Here is a 23972-nt window from a genome sequence, read left to right as displayed (position 1 = left end):
GTTGGTGAGCAGGACACCTCAGAACCTGGTGAGAGGTCTTATGCGTCGCCGGGCCGGTCGTTTTTCGGCCGGCAGGACACGGCGCGCGGCGTCGATTCGGTATTCACCGGGTCGGAGACGAACTCCGATCGGCCGGCGCCCCCACCACCGGAAAGGTGGAGGAAATCACTTCCCCTGTTCCGTGTGCCATCATGACAACGGCAAAGGAATTCGCGTGATGTCGAGGAAACGGTCACTCCTCACCGCCTTCGCGGCCGCGGCACTGCTCGTCCTGACCACGTCGGCGCAGATGGCGCTGGGTGACAGCGCCTCCACACCGGCCACAGGACAGAGCGCTCTCGCCGCCACCGCGGGATGCGGAAAGACTCCGACGCTGAGAAGCGGCAGCCAGTCGATCACCTCCAGCGGGAAGAACCGCAGCTTCATCCTGCGGATTCCCGACAACTACAACAACAACAATCCCTACCGGCTGGTCTTCGGGTTCCACTGGAACGGCGGAACCGCCAATGACGTCGACTCGGGCGGAACCAGCGGCTATCCCTGGTCGTACTACGGGACCAGGGCGCTGTCGAACAACACCGCCATCTTCGTCGCGCCCCAGGGCATCAACAATGGCTGGGCCAATTCCGGTGGCGAGGACACCACCTTCGTCGACGACATGATCCGGCGCATCGAGTCGGACCTGTGCGTCGACACCTCCCAGCGCTTCGCCATGGGCTTCAGCTACGGCGGCGGCATGAGCTACTCGCTCGCCTGCAACCGGGCGACGGTCTTCCGCGCGGTGGCGGTGTACTCCGGCGGCCAGCTCAGCGGGTGCAGCGGCGGCACCGAGCCCATCGCCTACATCGGGCTGCACGGCCTGCGGGACCCGGTGCTCAACATCTCCAACGGCCGGTCGCTGCGCGACAGGTTCGTCAGGAACAACGGCTGCACGGCGCAGAACCCGCCCGAGCCGGCGCAGGGCAGCCTGACGCACATCGTCACGTACTACTCGGGGTGCCGGGCCGGGTATCCGGTCGCGTGGGCGGCGTTCGACGCCGGTCACACGCCCAACCCCGTGGACGGCAAGTCCGGCGACTACGAGCCCGGCGAGAACTCCTGGACCCGGCCCGTGGTGTGGAACTTCTTCACCCAGTTCGGAAGCGGCACCAACCCCACGCCGACGCCGACCCCCACGGTCACCCCCACGGGCAACCCGCCGGCGACGGGCGCGCTCAAGGGTGCGGCGTCGGGCCGGTGCCTGGACGTCAACGGCGCCTCCCAGGCCAACGGCGCGCAGGCGCAGATCTGGGACTGCAACGGCGGCGCCAACCAGAACTGGGCCTCCACCAGCGCCGGTGAGCTGCGGGTCTACGGCAACAAGTGCCTGGACGTCAACGGCGCCGGCACCGCCGACGGGACCAGTGTGATCATCTGGGACTGCAACGGGCAGAACAACCAGAAGTGGCGCCTCAACTCCGACGGCACCATCACCGCCGTCGGCGCGAACAAGTGCCTGGACGTCTCCGGCTCCGGCACCGCCAACGGCACCAAGGCCCAGATCAGATCCTGCAACGGCCAGAACAGCCAGAAGTGGGCCCGGGCCTGACGGCATCGGACCGACGTGCCGCTCCCCCGCCGGCGGCATCCTACGAGGGTGCCGCCGGCGGCCGGTGACGGCTCGCGCGCGACAGCCCGGCCCGGAGCGCACTCCCGGGCCGGGCTTCGTCCATCGTCAAGCGGGGAGGCCTCCGGGTCAGGTCCACCAGTTCCCGGCGACCTCGACGCCCTCGCCGTCGATGGCGTCGTGCCACACCGGGTCGCGCAGCAGCCGCGCCTCCCAGGCCCGCACGATGCCGTCCGGTCCCGCGACCGCGTCCTGCCGGGACGGATGCAGGAACAACTCGCTCGTGCCCTCAGGGAGGGCCGCGAGCCGGCGGAGGTAGTCGTCCCGGAGCCGCTCGTAGGAACCGAGTTCGTGTGCCGTGCGCCGGTTGGTCGCGATCGTGTGCGGGATGGACACGCCGAGCGCGTCGGCCAGGGCGACGGCGCGCTCGTGCTCGGCCGCGAGCGGCGGCGGGAGCGGCCCGCCGACGTACGGCTCCGGGTCGCGGGGCAGCCGGAAGGCCAGGCCGTGGCGCGCGCACCACTCCAGCGTCTCGGCCAGCCACGACCGGCCGTGCAGGCCGTAGAGGGTGCCGGCGTGGGAGTCGGCCCCTTCGGGCGGCAGGCCCCGCTCGCGCATCCACCGCAGCTGCGCGTCCGCCTCCGCGATGACGTCGCCGGCCTCGCCGCGAGACCCGAGCACGAACGGGTCGTCACTCAGCGTCCCGTCCGCGTCGGCCAGGCTGGCCGCGCCGGCGAGCGGCCGCCAGCGCGGGACCCCCCGCTCGCTGGTGAGCGTCACGTGCACCCGCGGCACGACGCCGAGCCGGCGGGCCTCGCTCGCCGCCCGTTCGGCGGCGGGCGAGCAACAGATGAGCGTCGTCGCGCTGACATGCCCCTCGGCCAGCAGCGCGGCGACGACCTCCGTGGTCCCGGGCTCACGGCCGAGGTCGTCCGCCGTGATCACGACGCGGCGGGTCATCGGGTCCCCTCCGCGGCGGACTCGTCCACCGGACCGGCGGCCGCCGTGGGCGGCGGCTCGATCGGCACCGAGATGAACCGCGCCGCGACCGCGCCGGCCGCGGTGAGCGCGAACGGGTACACGCACAGGTACACCCGGAACGCCATCCCGGTGCTGGTGCCGGGATCATCGCCGGAGTTGTAGCCGAAGAACACTCCCAGCGACGTGAGCGCCAGTCCGGTCACGATCCCGTTGAGCCGGGTGAAGAAGCCGAACGCGGACAGGAACAGCCCCTCGCGATGCTGCCCGTTGCGTCCGGCGTCGGCGTCCAGCACGCGCGCGACGATGAGGTCGTTGGTGGCGAGCATCCCCGACCACCCGGCCCCGACGAGCACGCCCGCGGCGATCGCCGTGAGCAGGCCGGTGGCGAAGAACAGCGCCGCGAAGCCGGCGGCGAGGACGGCGAAGGCGAGCCGCCAGGTCCACAGGGCGCCGCGGCGTGCCACGACGCGCGTCCATACCGCGAGGCCCCCCGCCGAGACCAGGATGACGGCCCCCTGGAGGAACAGGGCGTAGCCGACCGGGAGCCCGAGTGAGTACCGCACGTACAACTGGACGCCCGACAGGACCAGGGCCATGGCGATCCCGTAGCAGGCGCCGGTGAGCCCGACCGTCCAGAACATCGGGTCGCGCACGATCGACCACAGGCTCCGCAGCAGCAGCGGCCGCTCGCGCGTGGAGTAGCGCGGATTCTCCCGCGCGCCGAGCGCCATGAACACGATCACGGCGAGCGCCACCACGCCGTAGATGACCGCCGTGGTCTGGAACCCCTCGGTGGAGTCCTCGGTGCCGAACACCTGGGTGGTGAGCACCGGGGTGACCGCGAGCGAGATCACCAGAGCCAGGAGCTGGAAACCCTGGCGCAGGGAGTTGGCGACGGCGCGATCGCGCTCCTGGGGGTACAACTCGGGCAGCAGCGCGCCGTAGTTCGCGTTGAGCATCGAGTCGAAGGCCTCACACAAGATCGCGAACACCGCGAACCAGAGCACGAGACCGGCCCCTCGCAGAGAGGCCGGCGCGGAGAAGAACGCGATCATGCACGCCGCGAGCATCGGCGCGCCGACGAGCAACCACGGCCGGCGCCGGCCGAACCGGCTTCGCGTACGGTCCGACAGGTGACCGAGCAGCGGGTTGTCGAAGGCGTCGATGACCGCGTAGACCACCATGACCACGCCGTAGGCGCGGACGTCCAGCCCCAGGATGTCGACGTAGTAGAGGATCATCGACCCCTTGATCATGCTGATCGGGATCGAGGTGCCGAACATCCCGACGGCGTACCGCCACGCGGGTGTCCGCCCCAGGCTGAGGTCCGTACCGGAACCGGTCACACCGATCGCCCTCCTTGCCGTTCCGGCGCCGCGCGCGCGGCATCACCCTCGCATCCGAAGCAGAACGCTAGGTGAAGCAAGCCGCCCGCGACACCCCCTCGGCCCCGGCCCAACACCAGACACTCCCCCGAGATCGCGAGTCGCCGACTCCCTCCCCCACGGCCGCCAAGGCACTTCCCGCCCGGCCACCAACGTCCATGAGGACGCATCCATGGACGCGGGCAGCCGACTCAGGGGCGAGGTCAGAAAGACAGCAGTTGGAAGGTGTCCAAGGTGCGGAAGCCCATGTGGCGGTAGATCGGTTCTCCTGCGGCGCTCGAGACGAGGGCGGCCGTTCGTATGCCCCGCTCGCGCGCCAGGGCGAGCGCGGCTCCGCTCATGGCGGTTCCGATGCCGCGTCGGCGGTGCTCGGGCTGGGTGCCGACGAAGTACAAGGTGAGCAGACCGTGGCTCAGCCAGGCGACGGCGGTGCCGGCGATCCGGCCGTCGTCGAGGCGGCCGGCCAGTCTGATCACCGAGCCTTCTCCGGAGAACGCCTTCTCCCGGTCCACGGCGGCGGCGATGCCGTCCGGGCGGATTCCCGAGACCCTGGCGTAGGCCGCCACGAATTCCGGCAGGTCGTGGGTCTCCGCGATGCGCAGCCCGGCCGGCGGGGGCGCGATGGCCCCCCGGTCGATCGTCACCGTCATGATCGGCATACAGGCCACCTCAACCGCGCCGAGGGACACCAGGGCGTCACCCATGCCTTCGTCGCTGTCCGGCCCGGCCCACCAGATCCGAGGAACGCCCTCGAGGCGGTCGCGGGCTTCGGCGAGAGCATCCCGCGGAGCGCGTCCACGCGCGCGCAGCACGCCGTTGAGGGGCGCGTGCGGCACCTCGCTCCGGTAGGTCAGCAGGTCAGGACTCCCCGGCATGCCGATGTCCCAGCCTAGGAGGTACGCACGGTGCGCGGAGAGCACCGTGTCGAGCAGCGGTTCCACGCCCACGAGGGTAGTCGGACCGGCATCGGGGCCCCGCGACCACCCTGACCGCGCCCGGGCGGAGGAGGAGCGCCTCCCGGCACAGGACCGGCGGATCCGGCCGGCGCGGCGCACGGCCGACCCGCTGCGGTCGCGCGGTCCGCGGGAGAGCGGCGCATCCCCCATGAGAGCTACACAGGCTGTCTCCGTGCGGGTGATGCGCCGATGTCAGCGGAGTTCCTACCATTCATGATCAGGTCGCCGTTCGCTCACCAGTGCGGCACCGTACGACCTCGGCGGTGCACCCGGCGCCCGAAGGCCGACTGGAGGAGACGGCGGCGATGCCCCACCAGGTGACCTGGCCTCGGCCGCCGTTCCGGGTGCGGGTCGGACGGCGACGGGAGCGGGACGCCGTCGAAGGCGGGGCGCTCGAGCTGACGCTCACCGTGCCGGCCTCCAAGCCGTCCCCGGCGAGCCTCTTTCACCCCCATCGAAAGCAGGACACGACCATGCCCCCTCTCTTGGCCTCCCCGCCCGCGCGCCGTGCCGCGACGGGCTCGATCACCGGGCGATTAGCGCTCACCGTGGTGCTGGTTCTGCTGTCCACCGCTTCGGTGGTGGTGGGCGGCGCCACGGCGGCGGTGGCGGCGTCCCTGGGCTCCACACCGCTGATCACCTACAACATGCAGGGTTCGTCGTCCGGCAGTGACAGCAAGTGGACGACGACGGTGGGGGCTTACGCGCGGTCCGCCGAGATCGTCGCGTTGCAGGAGGTGGGCGGCGCACCGCCCGGCGACCTCGTGGGCAACATCGTCTTCGACCCCAACGCGCCCGGCCGGGCCGGCTACGTGCAGCACAACCGGTGGCGGTTCGGGCAGGAGTCCTACGAGGTCTACTTCCTGCAGACCGACGCGAACGGTGGTTCCTATGTGGGCGGCCGCAACAACGTCGCGCTGGTCACCCAGCGGGGCGCCGACGAGGTCACGGTCGTCTCCAACCCCGGCGGCCGCGCGGCGCTGGGTGTCCGCTTCGGCGACAACTGGTACTTCACCTTCCACGGGCTGGCCCTGGGTGGAAGGAACAACGACTCGGCCGACATGGCCCAGCGGATCGCCGCCGCCGCGGGCGGACGCCAGTGGACGATGATCGGCGATTTCAACATGGAGCCCGGCTCCTTCGCCGCGCCGGCCCGGTCTTACCGCTACAACCCGGGCACCGCGACCCACCAGGGCGGCGGCGAGTACGACTACGCCCTATCCTCGGAGAACATCCCCGACCTGCCGGTGCGCACCGTGCCGGGAGCCTCGGCCGACCACTACGCGGTGGGCATCGGCGCCATGCGGGCGGCGGCGGAGCCGAAGGACCTGCGGATCATGCCGCTCGGCGACTCCATCACCTTCGGGGAGGGCAGCTCCAACGGGGCCGGCTACCGCGGCCGGCTGTGGGAGGAGCTGAAGGCCCAGAACGGCACCACGGTCAACTTCGTCGGCTCCCAGCACTCGGGCCCGATCCCGGACAACGACAACGAGGGCCATCCCGGGTGGCTGATCGGCGACATCGACCGGATCACCGACAACGCGCTGGCCACCTACCAGCCGAACGTGGTGCTGCTGCACATCGGCACCAACGACATGAACCGCGACGTCGACCCGGCGGGCGCTCCGGGCAGGCTGGGCAGCCTGATCGACCGCATCTTCCGCGACTCGCCCGATGTGACCCTGCTGGTCTCCCAGCTGGTGCCCTCCAGCGACCCGGCCGTCGAGGGCCGGATCTTCACCTACAACCACTCCATTCCCGACGTGGTGGCCCAGCGGCAGAACGCCGGCAAGCACGTGTGGATGGTGAACATGGACACCGTCACGGTCGGGGACCTGGTCGACGTCCTGCACCCCAACGACACCGGCTACCGGAAGATGGGCCATGTCTTCTACGACGGCATCCGTGCGGTCGAGGAAGCCGGATGGGTGAAGCCGCCGCCGAGTGGCGGCGGCGGTGGCGGCGATCTGGGCGCCCCCAACTGGTTCGCGCAGGGCAACATCGCCAGCGGCTTCGGTGCCCAGCTCAATCCCGATCCCCAGCCCGGCGGCCAGCCCTATGGAGACAGGAGCGCCAAGTTCCTCGCCGACCTCAACGGCGACGGCCGCGACGACTACGTCATGCTCAGTACATACTTCGAAGTGACGGCCTGGCTCAACGGCGGCAACGACCCCGCGGGATCACCGACCTGGAACCACCTCGGCCAGATCGGACCCGGCGTAGCGATCAACGGACGCGTGGTGTTCGCCGACATCAACGGCGACGGCCGATCCGACTACCTGGTGGTCGGCGATACCGGCTGGATCCAGGCATGGCTCAACGGCGGGCCGTCCGCCTCCTCGCCGAGTGGCTGGGCCTGGAACCCGGCCGGCCAGGTCGCCCCCGGGGTCGGCGTACCCGGCGCGCGGGTGCAGTTCGCGGACGTCACCGGCGACGGCCGCGACGACTACCTCGTGGTCGGCGCCGGCGACGGCTCGGTGACCCTGTGGCAGAACGGCGGCCCGAGCGCGTCCTCCCCCAGCGGCTGGGCCTGGGACCCCAGGGGCCGTATCGCCCCCGGCGTCGGGGTGCCGGGGTCGAGCGTCCTGTTCGCCCACCTGCATGGCCGGGTCGCTCCGAACAACAACGCCCGGGAGGACTACCTGGTCATGGACGAGGTCAGCGGCCGGCTGGACATGTGGTTGAACGCGGGCCCGCCGGGCGGGTCCGGCGACTGGAACTGGAACCCGCTCGGGCGGGTGGCCGACGGGGAACGCGGCCGGGTGCTGTTCGCCAACATCGACGGGGATCCCCGCGCCGACTACGTGTACCTCGCCGCCAACGGAGCGGTCTACGCCTGGGTGAACGGCGGCCCGGACAAGTACTGGTGGTACTACAAGGGCCAGGTCGCGCCCGGCGTCGGAGTCCCCGGCCGCGAGGTCCGGTTCGCGGACGTGGACGGCGACGGCTTCGACGACTACGTCGTGGTCAACCCCACGACCGGCTCCCTGACCCTGTGGTACAACCACGGCCCCGCCGCCTCCTCGCCCAGCGGCTGGGCCTGGGATCCGCACGGCAGGATCGCCCCCGGCGTCGGCGCTCCCGGCGGCCAGGTCCAACTGGCCGACGTCGACGGCGACAAGAAGGCCGACTACCTGGTGATGGGTCCCTCCAACGGCTCCGTCAACGCCTGGCTCAACGCCGGATACCACCCCGGCTCCCCCAGCGACAACTGGGACTGGAACCCCATCGGCGCGATCGCTCCCGGCGTGGGCTCCCCGGCGAGCCACATCAGGCTGGCCAGGCTCTACATCTACCCGGGCGATACGGTGGCGAGCCGCCGGGTGGACTACCTCGACGTGCAGGACGACAGCTCGGTGCGCGGCTGGCAGAACGCGGGCCCGAGCGCCTCCTCGCCCAGCGGCTGGGCGTGGAACCCCCAAGGCGTGATCGCGGCCGGCGTGCCCGCGGGCAGCGGCGGCACCATGACGGCGCCGGGCAGCCAGATCCACTTCGCGGACATCAACGGCGACGGCCGCGACGACTACCTCGACATCGACCCGGCGAACGGCGCCGTCTGGGCCTGGACCAACACCGAGGCCTTCTGACCCAAGGCCGCCTTTCCCGACGAGTGCGTGGACCGCGTACGACGACCGGAGGTCCGGGGCTGTGGAACAGAGCCCCGGACCTTCGAGTGCCCGCGCGGGCTCGGTCAGTCTTCGCCGCGGTAGGCGCGCAGTTCGCGGCGGGCCTGGCGGCGGTCGCGGCGGCGCTCCTGCCTGCGGAAGTAGGCCCACTCGCGGCTACCGTCGTCACCGCCGTAGCAGACCCAGAAATAGATACCGGCGCGCCAGTGGCAGCCGCCCGTACGGTTGTCCAGGTCCACGGTGGCGGCGGTGATCTCGTCCGGCAGGGTGCACGGCCCGAACCGATGATCATGAACGGCACGACAGGTCACCATCGGCGCGTCGGCGATGCGGACCCACCAGGGCCGCGTCTTGTCGGTCTTGCTCATACGGTCACCTTTCGGCTCCGTGACGCCCCGGGATGGGGCCGTCATGGGACCGGATGCACCGTGATCACCTCCGACGTCGTGCCCGACATGTCAGGATCCGCCAGCGGCGGCGCCGCTCGAAGATCCTGACTCGCACGCTACCGCGCGCCGCGCGGGAGCGCGCGTGACCACGACCGGATCGACGGGGCGCGGCCTCGCCGGGCGGTCTGGGACGAGATCGCACGCCCGCCGGGGGCATCGCCACGCGGTCTGGGACGAGATCGCGCGCCCGCCGGGGGCGTCGCCGGGCGGGCTGGGACAGGATGTGGCCATGACTCCAGCCCGCCGCGCCTTCTGGGAGCAGCACGCCTGCCTGCCCCTCACCCTCGACGCCGACGTCAGCGACATCCTGCGGTACCGCCGTCCGGGGGGTGCGTACGTATGCGTCAACGTCGGCTACGCGCCGCACTCCCGCGAGGATTCGCTGTCGTACATCGACCACTTCACCCGCTCGATCGAGGCCCATCCCGCCCTGGAGATCGCGACGACCATCGGGGAGATCGACGCCGCGGTCTCCGGCGACCGCATCGTGGTGGCGTTCGACCTGGAGGACTCGGGCCCCCTCGCCGGCGACCTGGACATGGTGGGGACGTTCTACGACCTCGGTGTGAAGTCGCTGCTGCCCAGCTACAACAACGGCAACGCCGCCGGCGGCGGCTGCCTGGACAAGACCGACACCGGCCTGACGGCGTACGGCCGTGACCTGGTCAGGCGGATGAACGAGGTCGGCATGCTGGTCGACGGCTCGCACTGCGGCACCCGGACCGGGCTCGACCTCTCCGCGGTCTCCGAGCAGCCGATGATCTACTCCCATTCCGCGATGCGCGGGCTGTGGGACCACGCCCGCAACATCACCGACGAGCAGGCCCGCGAGTGCGCCGCGACCGGCGGCGTCATCGGCATCCCCGGCGTCGGCATCTTCCTGGGCCCCAACACCGCGACCCTCGACGCCTTCATCGCCCACATCGACTACGCCGTCGAACTGGTCGGGCCCGAGCACGTGGGCATCGGCAGCGACTTCTCCTTCGACGCCGACGACGTGCAGGCGGACCTGGAGGCCAACCCCGATCTCTTCCCGGAGGAGTACACCCGCTGGGGCGTGATCGAGTTCGTCGAGCCGGAGGTCACGCTGCTGATCGAGCACGAGCTCGTCAAGCGCGGCTACCCGGAGGAGACCGTGCGAGGCATCTTGGGCGGCAACTTCCGGCGGGTGGCCGCCCAGGTCTGGAAATAGCGAGGTTGTCCGATCGGACAATCTCGGCGGCGAGGGGTTGTCCGATCGAACGAGTACGGCGACGGCTTTGCCCCCTAGCCTCAGCTGCATGATGTCGCCGGAGAGCGTCCAGAGTTGGCTCGACGAGCACTTCGCCCGGATCGTCGGCGAGCGCGGGGTACCAGGCGCCTCGGTCGCCGTTCTCACCCAGGGCCGGGTGCTCGCCGCCGCCGGCGGGGTCCTCAGCGTGGCCACCGGTGTCGAGGCGACCACCGACTCGGTCTTCCAGATCGGGTCGATCACCAAGTTGTGGACCAGCGCCCTGGTCATGCAGCTGGTGGACGACGGCCTGGTCGACCTCGACGCGCCGCTGCGCGCCTACCTGCCGGAGTTCACCGTCGGCGACGAGGCCGCGGCAGCGGTGATCACCACCCGCCAGCTGCTGTGCCACGTCGCCGGCTTCGAGGGCGACATCTTCACCGACACCGGCCGCGGCGACGACGCCATCGAGAAGTACCTCGCCTCGATCCACGACATCCCGCAGCTCTTCGAGCCGGGCGAGGTCTTCTCCTACAACAACACCGGCTTCGTGGTGCTCGGCCGCCTGGTCGAGGTGCTGCGCGGCAAGCCCTTCGACGAGGTTCTGGTCGGGCGCCTGGCCACCCCGCTCGGTCTCACCCACGTCTCTCCGAGCCCCTACGAGGCGATCCTGCACCGGGCCGCCGTCGGCCACGTGCCAGGCGAGGACGGCGCGCCGGTGGCCGCGCCGACCTGGGCGCTCGCGAGGTCCAACGCCCCCGCCGGCTCGATGCTCGCCATGACGGCTCGCGACCTGCTCGGCTTCGTCGCCATGCACCTGGCGGACGGCACGGCGCCCGACGGCTCGGTCGTGCTCAGGCCGGAGACCGTGACCGCGATGCGGCAGCCGCAGGTGAAGCTGCCCCGGCTCAGCGGCATGGGCGGCTCGTGGGGCCTGGGCTGGGAGATGGACGATCTCGACGGCCACACCGTGATCGGCCACGACGGCGGGACCATCGGCCAGGCGGCCTTCCTGCGGTTCGTCCCTGCGCATGGTGTCGCGATCGCGCTGCTGACCAACGGCGGTGACTTCTTCGGCGTCTTCAACGACGTGCTCGCGTACCTGCTCGGCGAGCTCACCGGCATCACGCTGCCGGGCCGTCCGGTGCCGCCGGCCGATCCGGAGCCGATCGACCCGGCGCCCTACTTGGGCCGCTACGCGGACACGATCTACGACATCACCGTCGGTCAGGACGCCGACGGCGCGATCTGGCTCGACCGGGTGCCCAAGGGCGTCATCGCCGAGATCGGCGGAAAGCCCGAGCGCAGCCGGCTCGTGCACTTCGAAGGCGATTCGCTGATCTCGCTGGAGCCGAGCCACGGCATCCACCTCGTCTTCGCCTTCATCGGACGCGACGCGGCGGGTCTGGCGAAGTACATCCACTACGGCCGTGTGGTCGCCCGCGCCTGAGAACGCCTGAGAACGCCGACGGCTCCCGCTCGCCCCCCAGAAAAGGAACCGCATGACCCCCACACGTACGAGGGCCCTCGCGGCGCTCGCTCTGGCACTGACCGGTCCGGTCGGGCTGGCCGCCTGCGGCGGCGGCACCTCCGGCTCCGCCTCGCCCGCCGCCGGCGCCGGCGTCAACGGCAGGACCTTCACCCTCGACCTCGCGGGGGACCCGGGCGCTCTCGACCCGCAGGGTTCGGCGGTGAGCGCCCTGTTCGGCATGACGCAGTTCGCCTACGACAACCTGGTGGCCGTCGCCGAGGACGGCACGATCCGCCCGCAGCTCGCCAAGTCGTGGACCGTCGACGGCACCACCCTCACCTTCACGATCATGGACGGCGTGACGTGCTCCGACGGCACGCCGTTCACGGCTCGGACCGTGGTCGACAACATCGCCTACGTGGAGGACCCGGCCAACAAGAGCCCGTTCCTGGGGGTCTTCGTCCCCGCCGGCGCGAAGGCCTCCGCCTCGGGCTCGACGGTCACCGTCAAGCTGGCCGCACCGGCCCCGTTCGCGCTGAACTCCTTCTCGAACCTGCCGATGGTCTGCGACGCCGGCATGAAGAACCGCACCACCCTCAAGGCCGGCACGAACGGCACCGGCCCCTACGTCCTCACCGAGGCGGTCCCGTCGGACCACTACTCCTACGAGCTACGCAAGGGCTACACGTGGGGGCCGGGCGGCGCGACCACGGCGGAGCAGGGAATGCCGGCCAAGGTGGTCGTCAAGATCGTCGCGAACGAGACCACCGCCGCCAACGAACTGCTCGGGGGCACCGTCAACGCCGTCATGATCACCGGCCCCGACGCCGACCGCCTCGCCAAGGCGGGCCTGACCTCGGTGGGCACGCAGGCGATCATCGGTGAGCAGTGGTACAACCACGGGGACGGGCACGTCACCGCCGACGCGGCGGTGCGCATGGCCCTGACCCGGGCGCTCGATCTCAAGCAGCTTCAGGTCGCGCTGACCTCCGGCAAGGGCGTGCCAGCGACCCAGTTGGCCGCCCTCGCGCCGTCGGGCTGCGCCGGCGACGCCGTGACCGGCAACGTGCCGTCCTTCGACGCCGCCGCCGCGGGCGCCGCCCTGGACGCCGCCGGTTGGACGAAGGGCTCGGACGGCATCCGCGTCAAGAACGGCAAGAAGCTCTCGGTCTCCCTCATCTACGACAACTCCCTTGGAAGCGGTGGAAGCGCCGCCGCGGAGCTCGCCGTGGCGGCCTGGAAGGCGGTGGGAATCGACGCCAAGGCCACCCAGCAGAACCAGACCCAGCTCTCCGGCGCGCTCTTCGGCACCGGTGACTGGGACATCGCCTGGGCGCCCGTCAACGTCAGCGCCCCCGACCAGATCATGCCGTTCGTCTCCGGCGCCAAGGCCCCGAAGGGCACGAACTTCGCCGCCATCGACAACGCCGACTACCTCACCCTCGCCACCAAGGCGATGGGCGCGAACGGCGCCGACGGGTGCAAGGACTGGTTCGCGGCCGAGCAGGCGCTCTACAAGGCCGCGGACCTGGTGCCGTTCGCCAACAACGTGATCCCGACCTTCCTCAAGGGCGCGAAGCTCTCCATCATCGGCAGCATCGTCCCGACCAGCATCCGGATGCTCGGTTGACGATGCAGAGGTTGACGCCGGCGGCCGTCCCGCCCGCGACCGGCCTCCGGAGCAGGGTGGGCGGTCTGTGGTCGCACAGGTGGCTCCGCTTCGCGCTGCGGCGGACGGGACGCCTGTTGACCTCGCTCTGGGTCCTGGTGACCGCCGCGTTCCTGATGATCCACCTGGTCCCGGGTGATCCGGTGCGCGCCGCGCTCGGACCGACCGCTCCCGCGGAACTGGTGCTGGCGCGCAAGCAGGAGCTCGGGCTGCTCGACCCGCTCTGGCGGCAGTACGCCGACTTCCTCGTGCACCTGCTCCAGGGGAACCTGGGCATCTCGATCTCGACCCGGCTTCCCGTGGGCGAGATGATCGCCCAGCGCCTGCCCGCGACGGCCGAGCTGGCGGTGGCGGCGTTCCTGGTGTCGATGGTCGTCGCCGTGCCCGTGGGCGTCGTGATGGCGGTCATCACCCGCCGCGGGAAGGGGCGGCGTACGGAGCTGGCGTTCACGGGGACCAACGTCGTGCTCGGCGCGATCCCCGACTTCCTGCTCGGCGTCGGGCTGGTCTATCTGCTGGCGGTGCAGAGCAATCTCTTCCCGGTCGCGGGCCGGGCCGGCTTCGACTCCTATGTGCTGCCGGTGCTCGCGCTGGCGATCGGTCCCTCCGCGGTGCTGTCGCGCATCGTCCGCGTGGAGATGCTCGCCGTGATGGAGGCCGACTACATCCGCACGGCGCGGGCCAAGCGGCTCACGCCGTCGCGGGTCCATCTCGTGCACGCCCTGCCCAACGCCGTGACGGCGACCCTGACGCTCGGGGGCCTGCTGCTCAGCTCGCTGGTAGCCGGAACGGTGCTGGTGGAGAACGTCTTCGCCTGGCCCGGCCTCGGCTCCACGATCGTCTCCTCGATCGTCGCCAAGGACTATCCGCTGGTCCAGGGCACCGTCCTGGTCTACGGGATCGGAGTTCTGCTGATCAACACCCTGGTCGACGTGGCGCTCGCGCTGCTCGACCCGCGTTCGACGATCGGAGACGGCTGAGATGCGCGCGGCACGCGTCCTGCTCAGGCCCGTCGGCGTCGCCGGACTCGGCCTGCTCGCCATCGTCTTGCTGGTCGCCGTGTTCGCCCCGGTCCTGTGGGAGGGCCGGGCCACGGCCATCGACACCGGCAACCTGCTCGCCGGCCCCTCGGCCGAGCACTGGATCGGCACCGACAACCTCGGCCGGGACCTGTTGTTCCGGGTGCTGGTGGCCACCAGGCTCTCGATAGCGCTGGCCCTCGCGGCGACGGCGATCGGCATGGTGCTGGGCGTCGTCCTGGGCGCCGCGCCGATGCTGGCCGGACGGCGGGTGGGCCGCTTCGTCACCTCGTCCGTCAACGTGCTGGTGGCCTTCCCCGGCCTGCTGCTCGTCCTGTTCTTCGCCGTCGTCTTCGGCGTCGGCGCGCGCGGGGCGGCGCTGGCGGTGGGCCTCGCCGGGGCGCCCGCGTTCGCCCGGCTGTGTCACACGCTCCTCGCGGGCGTCTCGGAGCGGGACTACATCGCCGCCGCCCGTATCGCGGGCGTGAGCCGGCTCCGCGTCCTTCTCCGCCATGCGCTGCCGAACATCGCCGAACCGCTCATCGTCAACGCGACGATGGCCGCAGGCGGGGTGCTGCTGACGTTCTCCGGGCTCTCGTTCCTGGGGCTCGGAGTGCAGGCTCCGTCCTACGACTGGGGCAAGCTCATGCAGGACGGGCTCAACGGCATCTACGTCCACCCCCTGGCCGCGCTCGGGCCGGGCATCGCCGTCATCCTCGCCGGACTCGCGTTCAACCTCACGGGTGAGGCGTTCGCGGCCGCGTTCGGCATCGACGTGGTCCCCGGCATGGCGCGTGTACGCGCCGTCCGGAAGGCCGCCGGCAAGGACCCCGAGCGCACGGTCGCGGCGCCGGCCCCTGTGGCGGGCTCGATCCTGTCGGTGGACGACCTGCGGGTGACGATTCCCGGCGCCCGGCGCCCGATCCAGGCGGTGCGCGGCGTCACGTTCGCCATCCGGGACGGCGAGGCCGTCGGGGTGGTCGGCGAGTCCGGCTCGGGCAAGTCGGTGACGGCGCTGGCGGTGGCCCGGCTCCTCGAGCGGCCGACGCGCGTCGAGGCGAACCACCTGGTCTTCGCGGGAGAGGACCTCATGGCCGCCGGCGAGCCCCGCTCGTTGCGCGAGCGCCTCGGCACGTCGATGGTCGTCGTCTTCCAGGACCCCATGACGTCCTTCAACCCGGCTCACCGGGTCGGGCCGCAACTGGCCGAGGTGGGCCGCTTCCACCAGGGGCTGGGACGCAGGGCGGCCTTCGCCCGTGCGGTCGACCGCCTGCGCGCGGTCAGGCTCCGCGAGCCCGAACGGCGCGCGAGGCAGTACCCCTTCGAGTTCTCCGGGGGAATGCGCCAGCGGGCGATGATCGGCATGGGCCTGATGGGGACACCGCGGCTCATCATCGCCGACGAGCCGACCACCGCCCTCGACGTCACGGTGCAGCGGCAGATCCTCGGACTCCTCGCCGAGGTGCGCCGCGACACCGGCGCCGCCCTCCTGCTCATCAGTCACGACGTCTCGGTCGTGACCGAGGTGTGCGACCGGGTGCTGGTGATGTACGCCGGCCTCATCGTCGAGGAACTGCCGGCCCGCGACCTGCGGACCCTCGCCCGGCACCCGTACACGCGGGCGCTCGTCGCGGCCGTGCCGGACATGGAGACCGACCTGACGCGGCCGCTCGCCGTCATCCCCGGGTCGCCGGTCGACCCTTCCGACGTTCCGGCCGGCTGTGCCTTCGCCTCCCGCTGCCCGCTCGCGGACGACCACTGCCGCGCCGTCGAACCCCCGCTCCAGACCGACGCGGCGGGCAACCGCGTGGCGTGCCACAAGGCCGGGCGGCCGCTTCCCGCCGAGACCGCGGAGGTCACCGCATGAGTCTCCTCAGCTTTCGCGACGTGTCCGTACGTTACGGCGCGCACACCGTGCTGAAGGGCGTCAGCCTCGACGTCGACGACGGCCAGGTCGTGGGCCTGGTCGGCGAGTCGGGCTCGGGAAAGTCGACGATGGCGCGGGCCGCGGTCGGCCTGGCGCCGGTGACGAGCGGCCGGATCCTGCTGGACGAACGGCCGGTCCCCCATCGGGGCCGGGTGCGCCCGGTGCAGATGGTCTTCCAGGATCCGTACTCCTCGCTCGACCCGCGGATGACCGTGGGCGAGAGCATCGCGGAGGCCATGCCGGAACGCCTCGGCAAGCAGGCCCGGCAGGCGGAGATCGCGCGCCTGCTCGCGCTGGTCCACCTGGACGCCGCACGCGCTGGCGACCTTCCCGTCCGGCTCTCCGGCGGCCAGCGTCAGCGCGTCGCGCTGGCCCGCGCGCTCGCCGCCCGGCCCAAGGTGATCCTCGCCGACGAGATCACCTCCGCGCTCGACGTCTCCGTCCAGGGCGCCGTGCTCAACCTCGTGCGCGACATGCGACGCGAGCTGGGGCTGTCCATGCTGTTCATCTCCCACAACCTGGCGGTCGTCCGGTACGTCGCCGACCACGTGGCCGTGCTGTACGCCGGAGAGATCGTCGAGTACGGCCCCACCGCGCGGGTGCTCGGTGCGCCGCGGCACGACTACACCCGCCACCTCCTCGACGCCGTGCCCGGAGCCGTGCGCCGAACCTCATCGGGAAACGGGCGGCACGCCCCCATCTCCCCCCTGAAGGAGCAGACGTGACCACCACCATCGACCAGGCCCACTGGCAGGACCGTCTCGACGAGCTCGCCGCGAAGCATGGCATTCCCGGCGCCCAGCTGGGCATCCTCCGGCTCGGCGCCGACGGCGCGGACGACGAACTGGTCACCGCGGCGACGGGCGTGCTGCACGCCGGCACCGGTCAGCCCGCGAGCACGGACTCGGTCTGGCAGATCGGCTCGATCTCCAAGGTGTGGACCGCGACCGTCATCATGCAGCTCGTCGACGAGGGAAGGTTCGCCCTCCGCACCCCGGTCACGGAGATCCTGCCGGAGTTCCGGCTGCGCGATCCGGAGGCCACCGCGGGCGTGGTCGTCTGGCACCTGCTGACCCACACCAGCGGCATCGACGGCGACCTGTTCACCGACACCGGCCGCGGTGACGACGCGCTGGAGAAGTACGTCGCGCTGCTGGCCGACTCCGCGCAGAACCATCCGATCGGCGCCACCTGGTCCTACTGCAACGCGGGCTATTCGGTGCTCGGCCGGATCATCGAGGTCGTCACCGGCCGGACCTGGGATCAGGCGATCAAGGAGAGGCTCTTCTCCCCGCTCGGCCTGACGCACACCTCGACCCTGCCCGAGGAGGCCATGGTCTTCGCCCACGCGATGGGCCACGTCAAGGGGGGCGAGGAGCCGGTGGTCGCGCCCGTGTGGGGCCTGCCCCGCGCGGTCGGCCCGGCCGGCCTGATCACGGCGACCGTCACCGATGTGCTCGCCTTCGCCCGGATGCACCTGGCGGGCGGGCTCGCCGCCGACGGCACACGTGTGCTGTCGGAGGAGAGCACCGCGGCGATGTCGGCCTACCAGACCGAATGCCCCGAGGAGCACCTGCTCGGCGATTCGTGGGGCCTGGGCTGGTTCCGCTGCGACTGGCACGGCCACCGGGCCTACGGGCACGACGGCAACACGATCGGGCAGGCGGCGTTCCTGCGCGTCCTGCCGGAGGCCGGCGTCGCGGTCGCGCTCAACACCAACGGCGGCAACACCCACGACCTCTATGTCGACCTCTACGAGGAGATCTTCACCGAGCTCACCGGCGTGCGGATGCCCGAGCCGTTCGAGCCGCCCGCCGAGCCGGTGACGGCCGACGTGGCGCCGTACGTCGGCACGTACGAGCGCGAGTCGGTGCGCATGGAGGTGTTCCAGGACGACGGCAAGCCGACCCTGCGCACCACTCTGATGGGCCCCTTGGCCGAGCTCGACGACACTCCCGTCGAGACCTACGAGATGATCCCCGTCTCGCAGGGCGTGTACGGCGTCCGGCTCAGCGGCATGGAGTCGTGGGCGCCGGTGAGGTTCTACTCGCTGCCCACGGGCGAGGAGTACGTCCACTACGGCGCCCGCGCCACCCCGAAGAAGCTCGGCTGACCATGCCCGGTACCTCGCGTGGCGCCCTCGGCCTGGAGGAGTTCCTCGCCGACCTGCGGGAACTCGTCGAGTGCGAGTCGCCCTCCTCCGATCAGGCCGCGGTCGCCAGGTCGGCCGACCTGGTCGCCCGCATCGGCGCGCGACGACTCGGCGCGGAGCCGGAGCGGATCACCATCGACGGGTGCTCGCACCTGCGATGGCGCTTCGGTGACGGCGAGCGTCAGGTGCTGCTGCTGGCCCACCACGACACGGTCTGGCCGCTCGGCACCCTGGCGACCCATCCGTACGAGACCACCGGCGGCGTGCTGCGCGGCCCCGGCTGCCTGGACATGCTCGCCGGCCTGGTCATGGCGATCCACGCCGTCGCCGATCTGCCCGAGCGCACCGGCGTCACCCTGCTGGTCACCGGGGACGAGGAGCTCGGGTCGCCCACCTCGCGCGCGCTGATCGAGCAGGAGGCCCGTCGCGCCACGGCGGCGCTCGTGCTGGAGGCGTCGGCCGACGGCGGCGCGCTCAAGGTGGGCCGCAAAGGCGTGTCACGGTACGAGGTCCACGTCACCGGTCGCGCCGCCCACGCCGGACTGGAACCGGAGAAGGGCGTCAACACCACGATCGAGCTGGCCCACCTCGTGATCGCGGCGAGCGCTCTGGGTGACCCGGCGGCCGGCACGACGGTCACCCCCACCGTGATCGCCGCGGGCACCACGTCGAACACGGTGCCCGCGTCCGGCTCGTTCGCCCTGGACGTGCGCGCGTGGAGCCACGACGAGCAGCTCCGGGTCGATCGCGCGCTGCGCTCCCTGACGCCGAACCTCCCCGGCGCGGCCATCGAGATCAGGGGCGGGGTCAACCGGCCACCGCTGGAGGAGCCGGCGAGCCGCTCGCTGTTCGAGCGGGCCGTCGCCGTGGCGGAACGGCTCGGGCTGCCGCCCGTGTCCGGCGCGACCGTGGGCGGCGCCTCGGACGGCAACTTCACCGCGGGGGTCGGGACGCCGACGCTCGACGGTCTGGGAGCGGTGGGCGGCGGCGCCCACGCCGACCACGAGCACGTCGTCGTCGCCAGATTGCTCGACCGCACCGTGCTGGTGCGCGAGCTGGTCGCCGAACTCCGGGAGGACGGCACGTGAGCATCGAGGCATCTTCCCTCGACCTGGCGGCCGAGGACGCGGCGAGGTGGGCCGCGAAGGCGGCGGTGGTGGTCCGGGAGCTCCGGGATCTCGACGAGGCGCACGCCGTGATCGGCCTGCTCGTCGGGATCTGGGGCCGGCCGGACAACCCGCTCATCACGGTCGAGTTCCTGCGCGCCCTGACCAAGGCGGGCAACTACGTCGCCGGCGCCTACGCCGGCGACCGGCTCGTCGGCGTCTGCATCGGCTTCCACGCGGAGCCGGCGGCGCGCACCCTGCACAGCCACATCGCCGGGGTGACGCCGGGGCTGGCCGGTCGCGGTGTCGGAAGGGCGCTCAAGCTCCACCAGCGCGCGTGGGCGCTCGCCCGCGGCATCGTCACGATCGAGTGGACCTTCGATCCGCTGGTCAGCCGCAACGCCTACTTCAACATCGTCAAGCTGGGGGCGCTCCCCGTGGAGTACCTCACCAACTTCTACGGCGCGATGCACGACGCGATCAACGGCGGCGACGACACCGACCGGCTGCTGGTGCGCTGGGAACTGCTCTCACCGCGGGCCCGCGCCGCCTGCTCCGGCATGCCGTTCGGGCGCCCGGTCGCCGGCGCGTCGAGCAGGAGGGTCGCGGCTCCGGCCGACATCGCGGCCCTGCGCGCCGGCGACGGAGCCGCCGCCGCGGCCTGGCGCCTGCGGCTCCGCGGCGAGCTGGAGCCGCTGATGGCCTCCGGTGGCCGCGTCGTCGACTTCGACCTCGACCTCGGCTATCTCGTCGAGCTCGCCCGCCCCTGACACGGCACAAGACTGGAGAATCGTCATGAAGTTGCGCGGAATCGAAATGCGCCGTATCTCCATGCCGCTCGTGTCACCGTTCCGGACCTCGTTCGGCACGCAGACCGGGCGCGACATCCTCCTTCTCAAGGCCGTGACCGACGACGCCGAAGGCTGGGGTGAATGCGTGGCGCTCGCCGACCCGCTCTACTCCAGTGAGTACGCCGACTCGCAGGCGGACGTGCTGCGGCGCTGGCTGTTTCCGAAGCTGGCCTCGCCCGAAGGGCGGGAGGCGATCGCGCGCTCGGGCGCGGCCGCCGTCGCCGGCCTGCTCCACCCGTTCAAGGGGCACCGCATGGCCAAGGCCGCCGCGGAGATGGCCATCCTCGACGCGGAGCTGCGCGCGATCGGCCGCTCGTTCGGCCGTGAACTCGGCGCGGTCGCCGACCGGGTTCCGAGCGGCGTGTCGGTCGGCATCCACGACACGGTCCCGCAGTTGCTGGCGGCCGTCGGGGAATACCTGGACGCGGGGTACGCGCGGATCAAGCTGAAGATCGAACCGGGGTGGGACCTGGTCCCGGTGGCCGCCGTACGCGAGCGCTTCGGCGCGGAGGTTCCGCTCCAGGTCGACGCCAACACCGCCTACACGCTTCGCGACGCGCGCCACCTCGCCAAGCTGGACGAGTTCGACCTCCTGCTGATCGAGCAGCCGCTGGAGGAGGAGGACGTCCTCGGGCACGCCGCGCTGGCACGGCGGCTGGCGACGCCGATCTGTCTCGACGAGTCCATCGTCTCCGCGCAGACCGCCGCCGCGGCGATCGCGCTCGGCGCCTGCCAGATCATCAACATCAAGCCCGGTCGCGTCGGCGGCTACCTCGAGGCCCGCAGGATCCACGACCTGGCCGCGGCCCACGGAGTCGCGGTGTGGTGCGGGGGGATGCTGGAGACGGGCATCGGCCGCGCGGCCAACGCCGCCCTGGCCGCCCTGCCCGGATTCACGCTGCCGGGCGACATCTCCGCCTCCGGCCGCTTCTACCGCACGGACATCACCGAGCCGTTCGTCATCAAGGACGGTCACATCGCCGTACCGACCGGCCCGGGGCTGGGCGTCACGCCCATCCCCGAACTGCTCGACACGGTGACGACCTCGACCGAGTGGATCGCCTTCTGAGACCGGCGATCCGAACCGCGCGGCGCGCACGAGCTCACGACCGTCCCCGACCGGAACCGCGCGGTGCACACGCCCTCACGACCGTCCCCGACCGAACCGCGCGGCGCGCACGTCGTTCGATCCTCGCCGGCCCGGTCGCGTGGGAGCGTGGCCGCCTATACTGCCGGGCGTGAGCCAGCGTCCACGTGCCGGCCTCGGGCGGGTGCTGGACGACCTGGGGACCACGTTGCTCGAACCGGTCGCCGGTGACGCCGGCCGGCCGGGCGAGATCAGCGGGCTGGTCATCTTCGACCCGCTCGACGAACCCGTGCTGCCGCCGCGCTCGCTCGTGCTCGGGGTCGGCGTCGACCCGGCCGGCGGCACGCTGGCCGGCCTGCTCCGCTCACTCGGTGACCATGAGGCGGTGGGGCTCGTCGTCCGGGCTCCGGTCGCGCTGACGGCCGAGGTGCGAGATGCGGTCCAGGCGAGCGGCGTGGCCCTGATCGGCCTGCGCCGCGGTGCCACGTGGGCGCAGCTCACCGCCCTCATCCGCGCCATGCTCGCCGAAGGGGACATCGGTGTCACCGAGCACGAGTCGCTCGGCGGTCTCCCGTCCGGTGACCTGTTCGCGGTGGCCAACGCCGTGGCCGCGCTTCTCGACGCCCCCATCACCATCGAGGACCGCAACTCCCGGGTGCTCGCCTTCTCCGGCCGCCAGGAGGAGGCGGACCCCTCCCGCGTGGAGACGGTCATCGGCCGGCAGGTGCCCGAGCGGTACGCCACGCGGCTGACGGAACTGGGCGTCTTCCGCGACCTCTACCGCTACCAGCGGCCCGTCGTCGTCACGCCGGAGGCTCTGGGATACGAGGGGATGACGGTCCAGCGCGTCGCCATCGCGGTTCGCGCCGGCGACGAGATCCTCGGCTCGATCTGGGCCGCCATGGACGGCGAACTCGACGCCGAGCGCACGGGGGCGCTGCTCGACGCCTCGAAACTCGTCGCGCTGCACCTGCTGCGGATCCGCGCCGGCGCCGACGTCCAGCGAAGGCTGCGCACCGACCTGATCGGGACGGTCCTCGAAGGAGGCGCCGGCGCGCGGGACGCGCTCGTGCGGCTCGGCCTGGCCGGTCGCCGCCTGGTCATCGTGAGCGCGGGCCTGCTGGCCGACGACGATCACATCCGCGCGGACCAGAGCAGAGCAGCCGATCTGGAGCGGCTCGCGGACGCGCTGTCGGTCCACCTGTCGGCGACGGTGCCGTCGTCGGCGATGGGGACCGTCGGCGGCACGGTGTACGGCCTGCTGCCCGTGGTCGTCCCGACGGGCAGCCCCGAACAGCGGGCCGTCCGGCTGGCGTCCGACTTCGTGGACCGGGTCGGCGGCGGCCTGCGCGCGATCGTGGCGGTCGCCCCCGCGGGATCGGAGATCAGCGGCATCGTCCGGGGAAAGGCCCAGGCCGACCGGGTGCTCCGGGTGATGCGGGAGGGCCACACCACCCTGCGGGTCGCCCGGCTCGACGATGTCCAGACGCTCGCGCTGATCCTGGAACTGCGCGACCTCGCGGCGGCGCGCGACGAGCGGCCGGGCGGCGCGATCGCCCGCCTGATGGAGTACGACGAGCGGAACAACGCGGGCCTCGTCGAATCCCTGGAGGCCTGGCTGGACGCCCACGGCGACGTGGCGAAGGCGGCCGGCGCCCTGTTCATCCACGCCAACACCCTGCGCTACCGGCTCAGGCGCGTCACCGAGGTCGGCGAGATCGACCTGGACGACCCGGAGCAGCGGTTCGCGGCGATGCTGCACCTGCGCATCCTGGCGCCGCGCTAGCGTCCCGCGTCGGACGACCCGGTGAACGTTCGCAAGACAGCGCACCAGAGCACCGTCCGGCCGCTGGATCCTCACGGAGATCGGCCGATCGCGGCCGGCCCATCGACACCCCCCTAGATGCGAGGGGGTCGCAATAGCGATTGGAGTGCAGTTCTGTCAGACTGCCTCATAGGGGATGTCGTCATGCACGCTCGGCGACAGGTCGCCATGAGCGCTCTCATCACGCGAAAGGCGGGCGGATGAACGGCCCACAGGTCACGGTGGAAGTGATCCTGCTCCGGTTCGGCGACCGCGGCTGGGCCTACCGGCGCTCCACGGCACCGCTCGACGGCGCCACCGTCCCCTGCGACCTTGCCAGAACCCTCGCCGGGCATCCCACCCTGCTGCACTCCACCAGCTGGCGCCACACCCCGGGGCACGGGCTGGTCCTCACCTACGCCGCCTACCCCGATCCCGCGGCCGGCGCGTCCGCCACCCCGCTCGACGAGCTCACCATCGCCTTCGGCGACCGCCCCGACGCCCCCCGCCCCAGCGAGGTGACCACCGACCACGTCGCCGCCCACGCCATCAGGCACCTCGCCCACCTCGCCGGCGGCGACCCCGTGGCCGGCACCGCGATCGCCGGCGACGAGCCCCTGGCCGCCATGCTCAGCCTGGTGCCCGCGGAACTCGCCGGCGAGATCTGACGGGA

18 protein-coding genes are annotated in these 23972 nt (G+C 71.8%); 14 read left to right on the top strand and 4 right to left on the bottom strand.

Annotation, left to right across the window (positions count from 1 at the left end; all coding sequences use genetic code 11):
- The first annotated feature begins 217 nt into the window (after positions 1-217).
- Positions 218-1588 carry a ricin-type beta-trefoil lectin domain protein gene (locus tag ACFQSB_RS23200; protein ID WP_380829025.1) on the top strand — a complete coding sequence of 457 codons (1371 nt, stop codon included), beginning with the start codon at positions 218-220 and terminating at the stop codon, positions 1586-1588.
- 147 nt (positions 1589-1735) lie between these two features.
- Here the strand turns inward: ACFQSB_RS23200 and ACFQSB_RS23195 are convergent, their stop codons facing one another.
- From ACFQSB_RS23195 to ACFQSB_RS23185, 3 genes are all read right to left on the bottom strand, one after another.
- A complete protein-coding gene (locus ACFQSB_RS23195; protein WP_380829024.1) occupies positions 1736-2566 on the bottom strand; it encodes a ChbG/HpnK family deacetylase in 831 nt (276 codons plus the stop codon).
- Positions 2563-3933, bottom strand: coding sequence for an MFS transporter (locus ACFQSB_RS23190; protein WP_380829023.1), 1371 nt, complete (start codon positions 3931-3933; stop codon positions 2563-2565). The genes ACFQSB_RS23195 and ACFQSB_RS23190 overlap by 4 nt, the downstream gene beginning before the upstream one ends.
- 242 nt (positions 3934-4175) lie before the next feature.
- Positions 4176-4913, bottom strand: coding sequence for a GNAT family N-acetyltransferase (locus ACFQSB_RS23185; protein WP_380829021.1), 738 nt, complete (start codon positions 4911-4913; stop codon positions 4176-4178).
- Positions 4914-5233: 320 nt separating this feature from the next.
- Here ACFQSB_RS23185 and ACFQSB_RS23180 point away from each other — a divergent pair, with 320 nt between their 5' ends.
- Complete coding sequence (locus ACFQSB_RS23180) at positions 5234-8515, top strand: FG-GAP-like repeat-containing protein (protein ID WP_380829020.1); 3282 nt, start codon at positions 5234-5236, stop codon at positions 8513-8515.
- A gap of 104 nt (positions 8516-8619) precedes the next feature.
- Here ACFQSB_RS23180 and ACFQSB_RS23175 read toward each other — a convergent pair whose 3' ends face one another.
- Positions 8620-8922 carry a hypothetical protein gene (locus tag ACFQSB_RS23175; RefSeq protein WP_380829019.1) on the bottom strand — a complete coding sequence of 101 codons (303 nt, stop codon included), beginning with the start codon at positions 8920-8922 and terminating at the stop codon, positions 8620-8622.
- A gap of 310 nt (positions 8923-9232) precedes the next feature.
- On the opposite strand from ACFQSB_RS23175, the gene ACFQSB_RS23170 reads away from it, so the two are divergent.
- The 12 genes from ACFQSB_RS23170 (at position 9233) to ACFQSB_RS23115 (ending at position 23967) form a co-directional block, all read left to right on the top strand.
- Positions 9233-10195 (top strand): dipeptidase, encoded by a 963-nt coding sequence (locus ACFQSB_RS23170; RefSeq protein ID WP_380829018.1) that lies wholly within the window; start codon positions 9233-9235, stop codon positions 10193-10195.
- A gap of 88 nt (positions 10196-10283) precedes the next feature.
- Positions 10284-11663 (top strand): serine hydrolase domain-containing protein, encoded by a 1380-nt coding sequence (locus tag ACFQSB_RS23165; protein ID WP_380829017.1) that lies wholly within the window; start codon positions 10284-10286, stop codon positions 11661-11663.
- A 52-nt stretch (positions 11664-11715) separates the two neighbouring features.
- Positions 11716-13314 (top strand): ABC transporter substrate-binding protein, encoded by a 1599-nt coding sequence (locus tag ACFQSB_RS23160; protein WP_380829016.1) that lies wholly within the window; start codon positions 11716-11718, stop codon positions 13312-13314.
- 2 nt (positions 13315-13316) lie between these two features.
- Entirely contained in the window at positions 13317-14333 is a 1017-nt protein-coding gene (locus tag ACFQSB_RS23155) for an ABC transporter permease (RefSeq protein ID WP_380829015.1), read from the top strand.
- 1 nt (position 14334) lies between these two features.
- Positions 14335-16239 carry a dipeptide/oligopeptide/nickel ABC transporter permease/ATP-binding protein gene (locus ACFQSB_RS23150; protein ID WP_380829014.1) on the top strand — a complete coding sequence of 635 codons (1905 nt, stop codon included), beginning with the start codon at positions 14335-14337 and terminating at the stop codon, positions 16237-16239.
- 20 nt (positions 16240-16259) lie between these two features.
- Positions 16260-17024: an ABC transporter ATP-binding protein gene (locus tag ACFQSB_RS23145; RefSeq protein WP_380829013.1), complete on the top strand. Its 765-nt coding sequence runs from the start codon at positions 16260-16262 to the stop codon at positions 17022-17024.
- The gene (locus ACFQSB_RS23140) at positions 17021-18412 is read left to right on the top strand and encodes a serine hydrolase domain-containing protein (protein ID WP_380829012.1); all 1392 of its coding nucleotides are present in this window, start codon (positions 17021-17023) and stop codon (positions 18410-18412) included. Before ACFQSB_RS23145 ends, ACFQSB_RS23140 begins: the two co-directional genes overlap by 4 nt.
- A gap of 2 nt (positions 18413-18414) precedes the next feature.
- Entirely contained in the window at positions 18415-19539 is a 1125-nt protein-coding gene (locus ACFQSB_RS23135) for a M20 family metallopeptidase (protein ID WP_380829010.1), read from the top strand.
- Complete coding sequence (locus ACFQSB_RS23130; RefSeq protein WP_380829008.1) at positions 19536-20327, top strand: GNAT family N-acetyltransferase; 792 nt, start codon at positions 19536-19538, stop codon at positions 20325-20327. The genes ACFQSB_RS23135 and ACFQSB_RS23130 overlap by 4 nt, the downstream gene beginning before the upstream one ends.
- Before the next feature lie 25 nt (positions 20328-20352).
- Entirely contained in the window at positions 20353-21477 is a 1125-nt protein-coding gene (gene menC / locus ACFQSB_RS23125; protein ID WP_380829006.1) for an o-succinylbenzoate synthase, read from the top strand.
- A gap of 169 nt (positions 21478-21646) precedes the next feature.
- Entirely contained in the window at positions 21647-23281 is a 1635-nt protein-coding gene (locus tag ACFQSB_RS23120) for a PucR family transcriptional regulator (protein WP_380829005.1), read from the top strand.
- Between the two features lie 239 nt (positions 23282-23520).
- Positions 23521-23967 (top strand): hypothetical protein, encoded by a 447-nt coding sequence (locus ACFQSB_RS23115; protein WP_380829003.1) that lies wholly within the window; start codon positions 23521-23523, stop codon positions 23965-23967.
- Positions 23968-23972: the final 5 nt, after the last annotated feature.

The organism is Sphaerisporangium rhizosphaerae (genome assembly GCF_042665155.1).
Taxonomy (GTDB): domain Bacteria; phylum Actinomycetota; class Actinomycetes; order Streptosporangiales; family Streptosporangiaceae; genus Sphaerisporangium; species Sphaerisporangium rhizosphaerae.
Note: the sequence above shows the minus strand (reverse complement) of the source record. Positions and strands in the feature narration are given on the sequence as shown.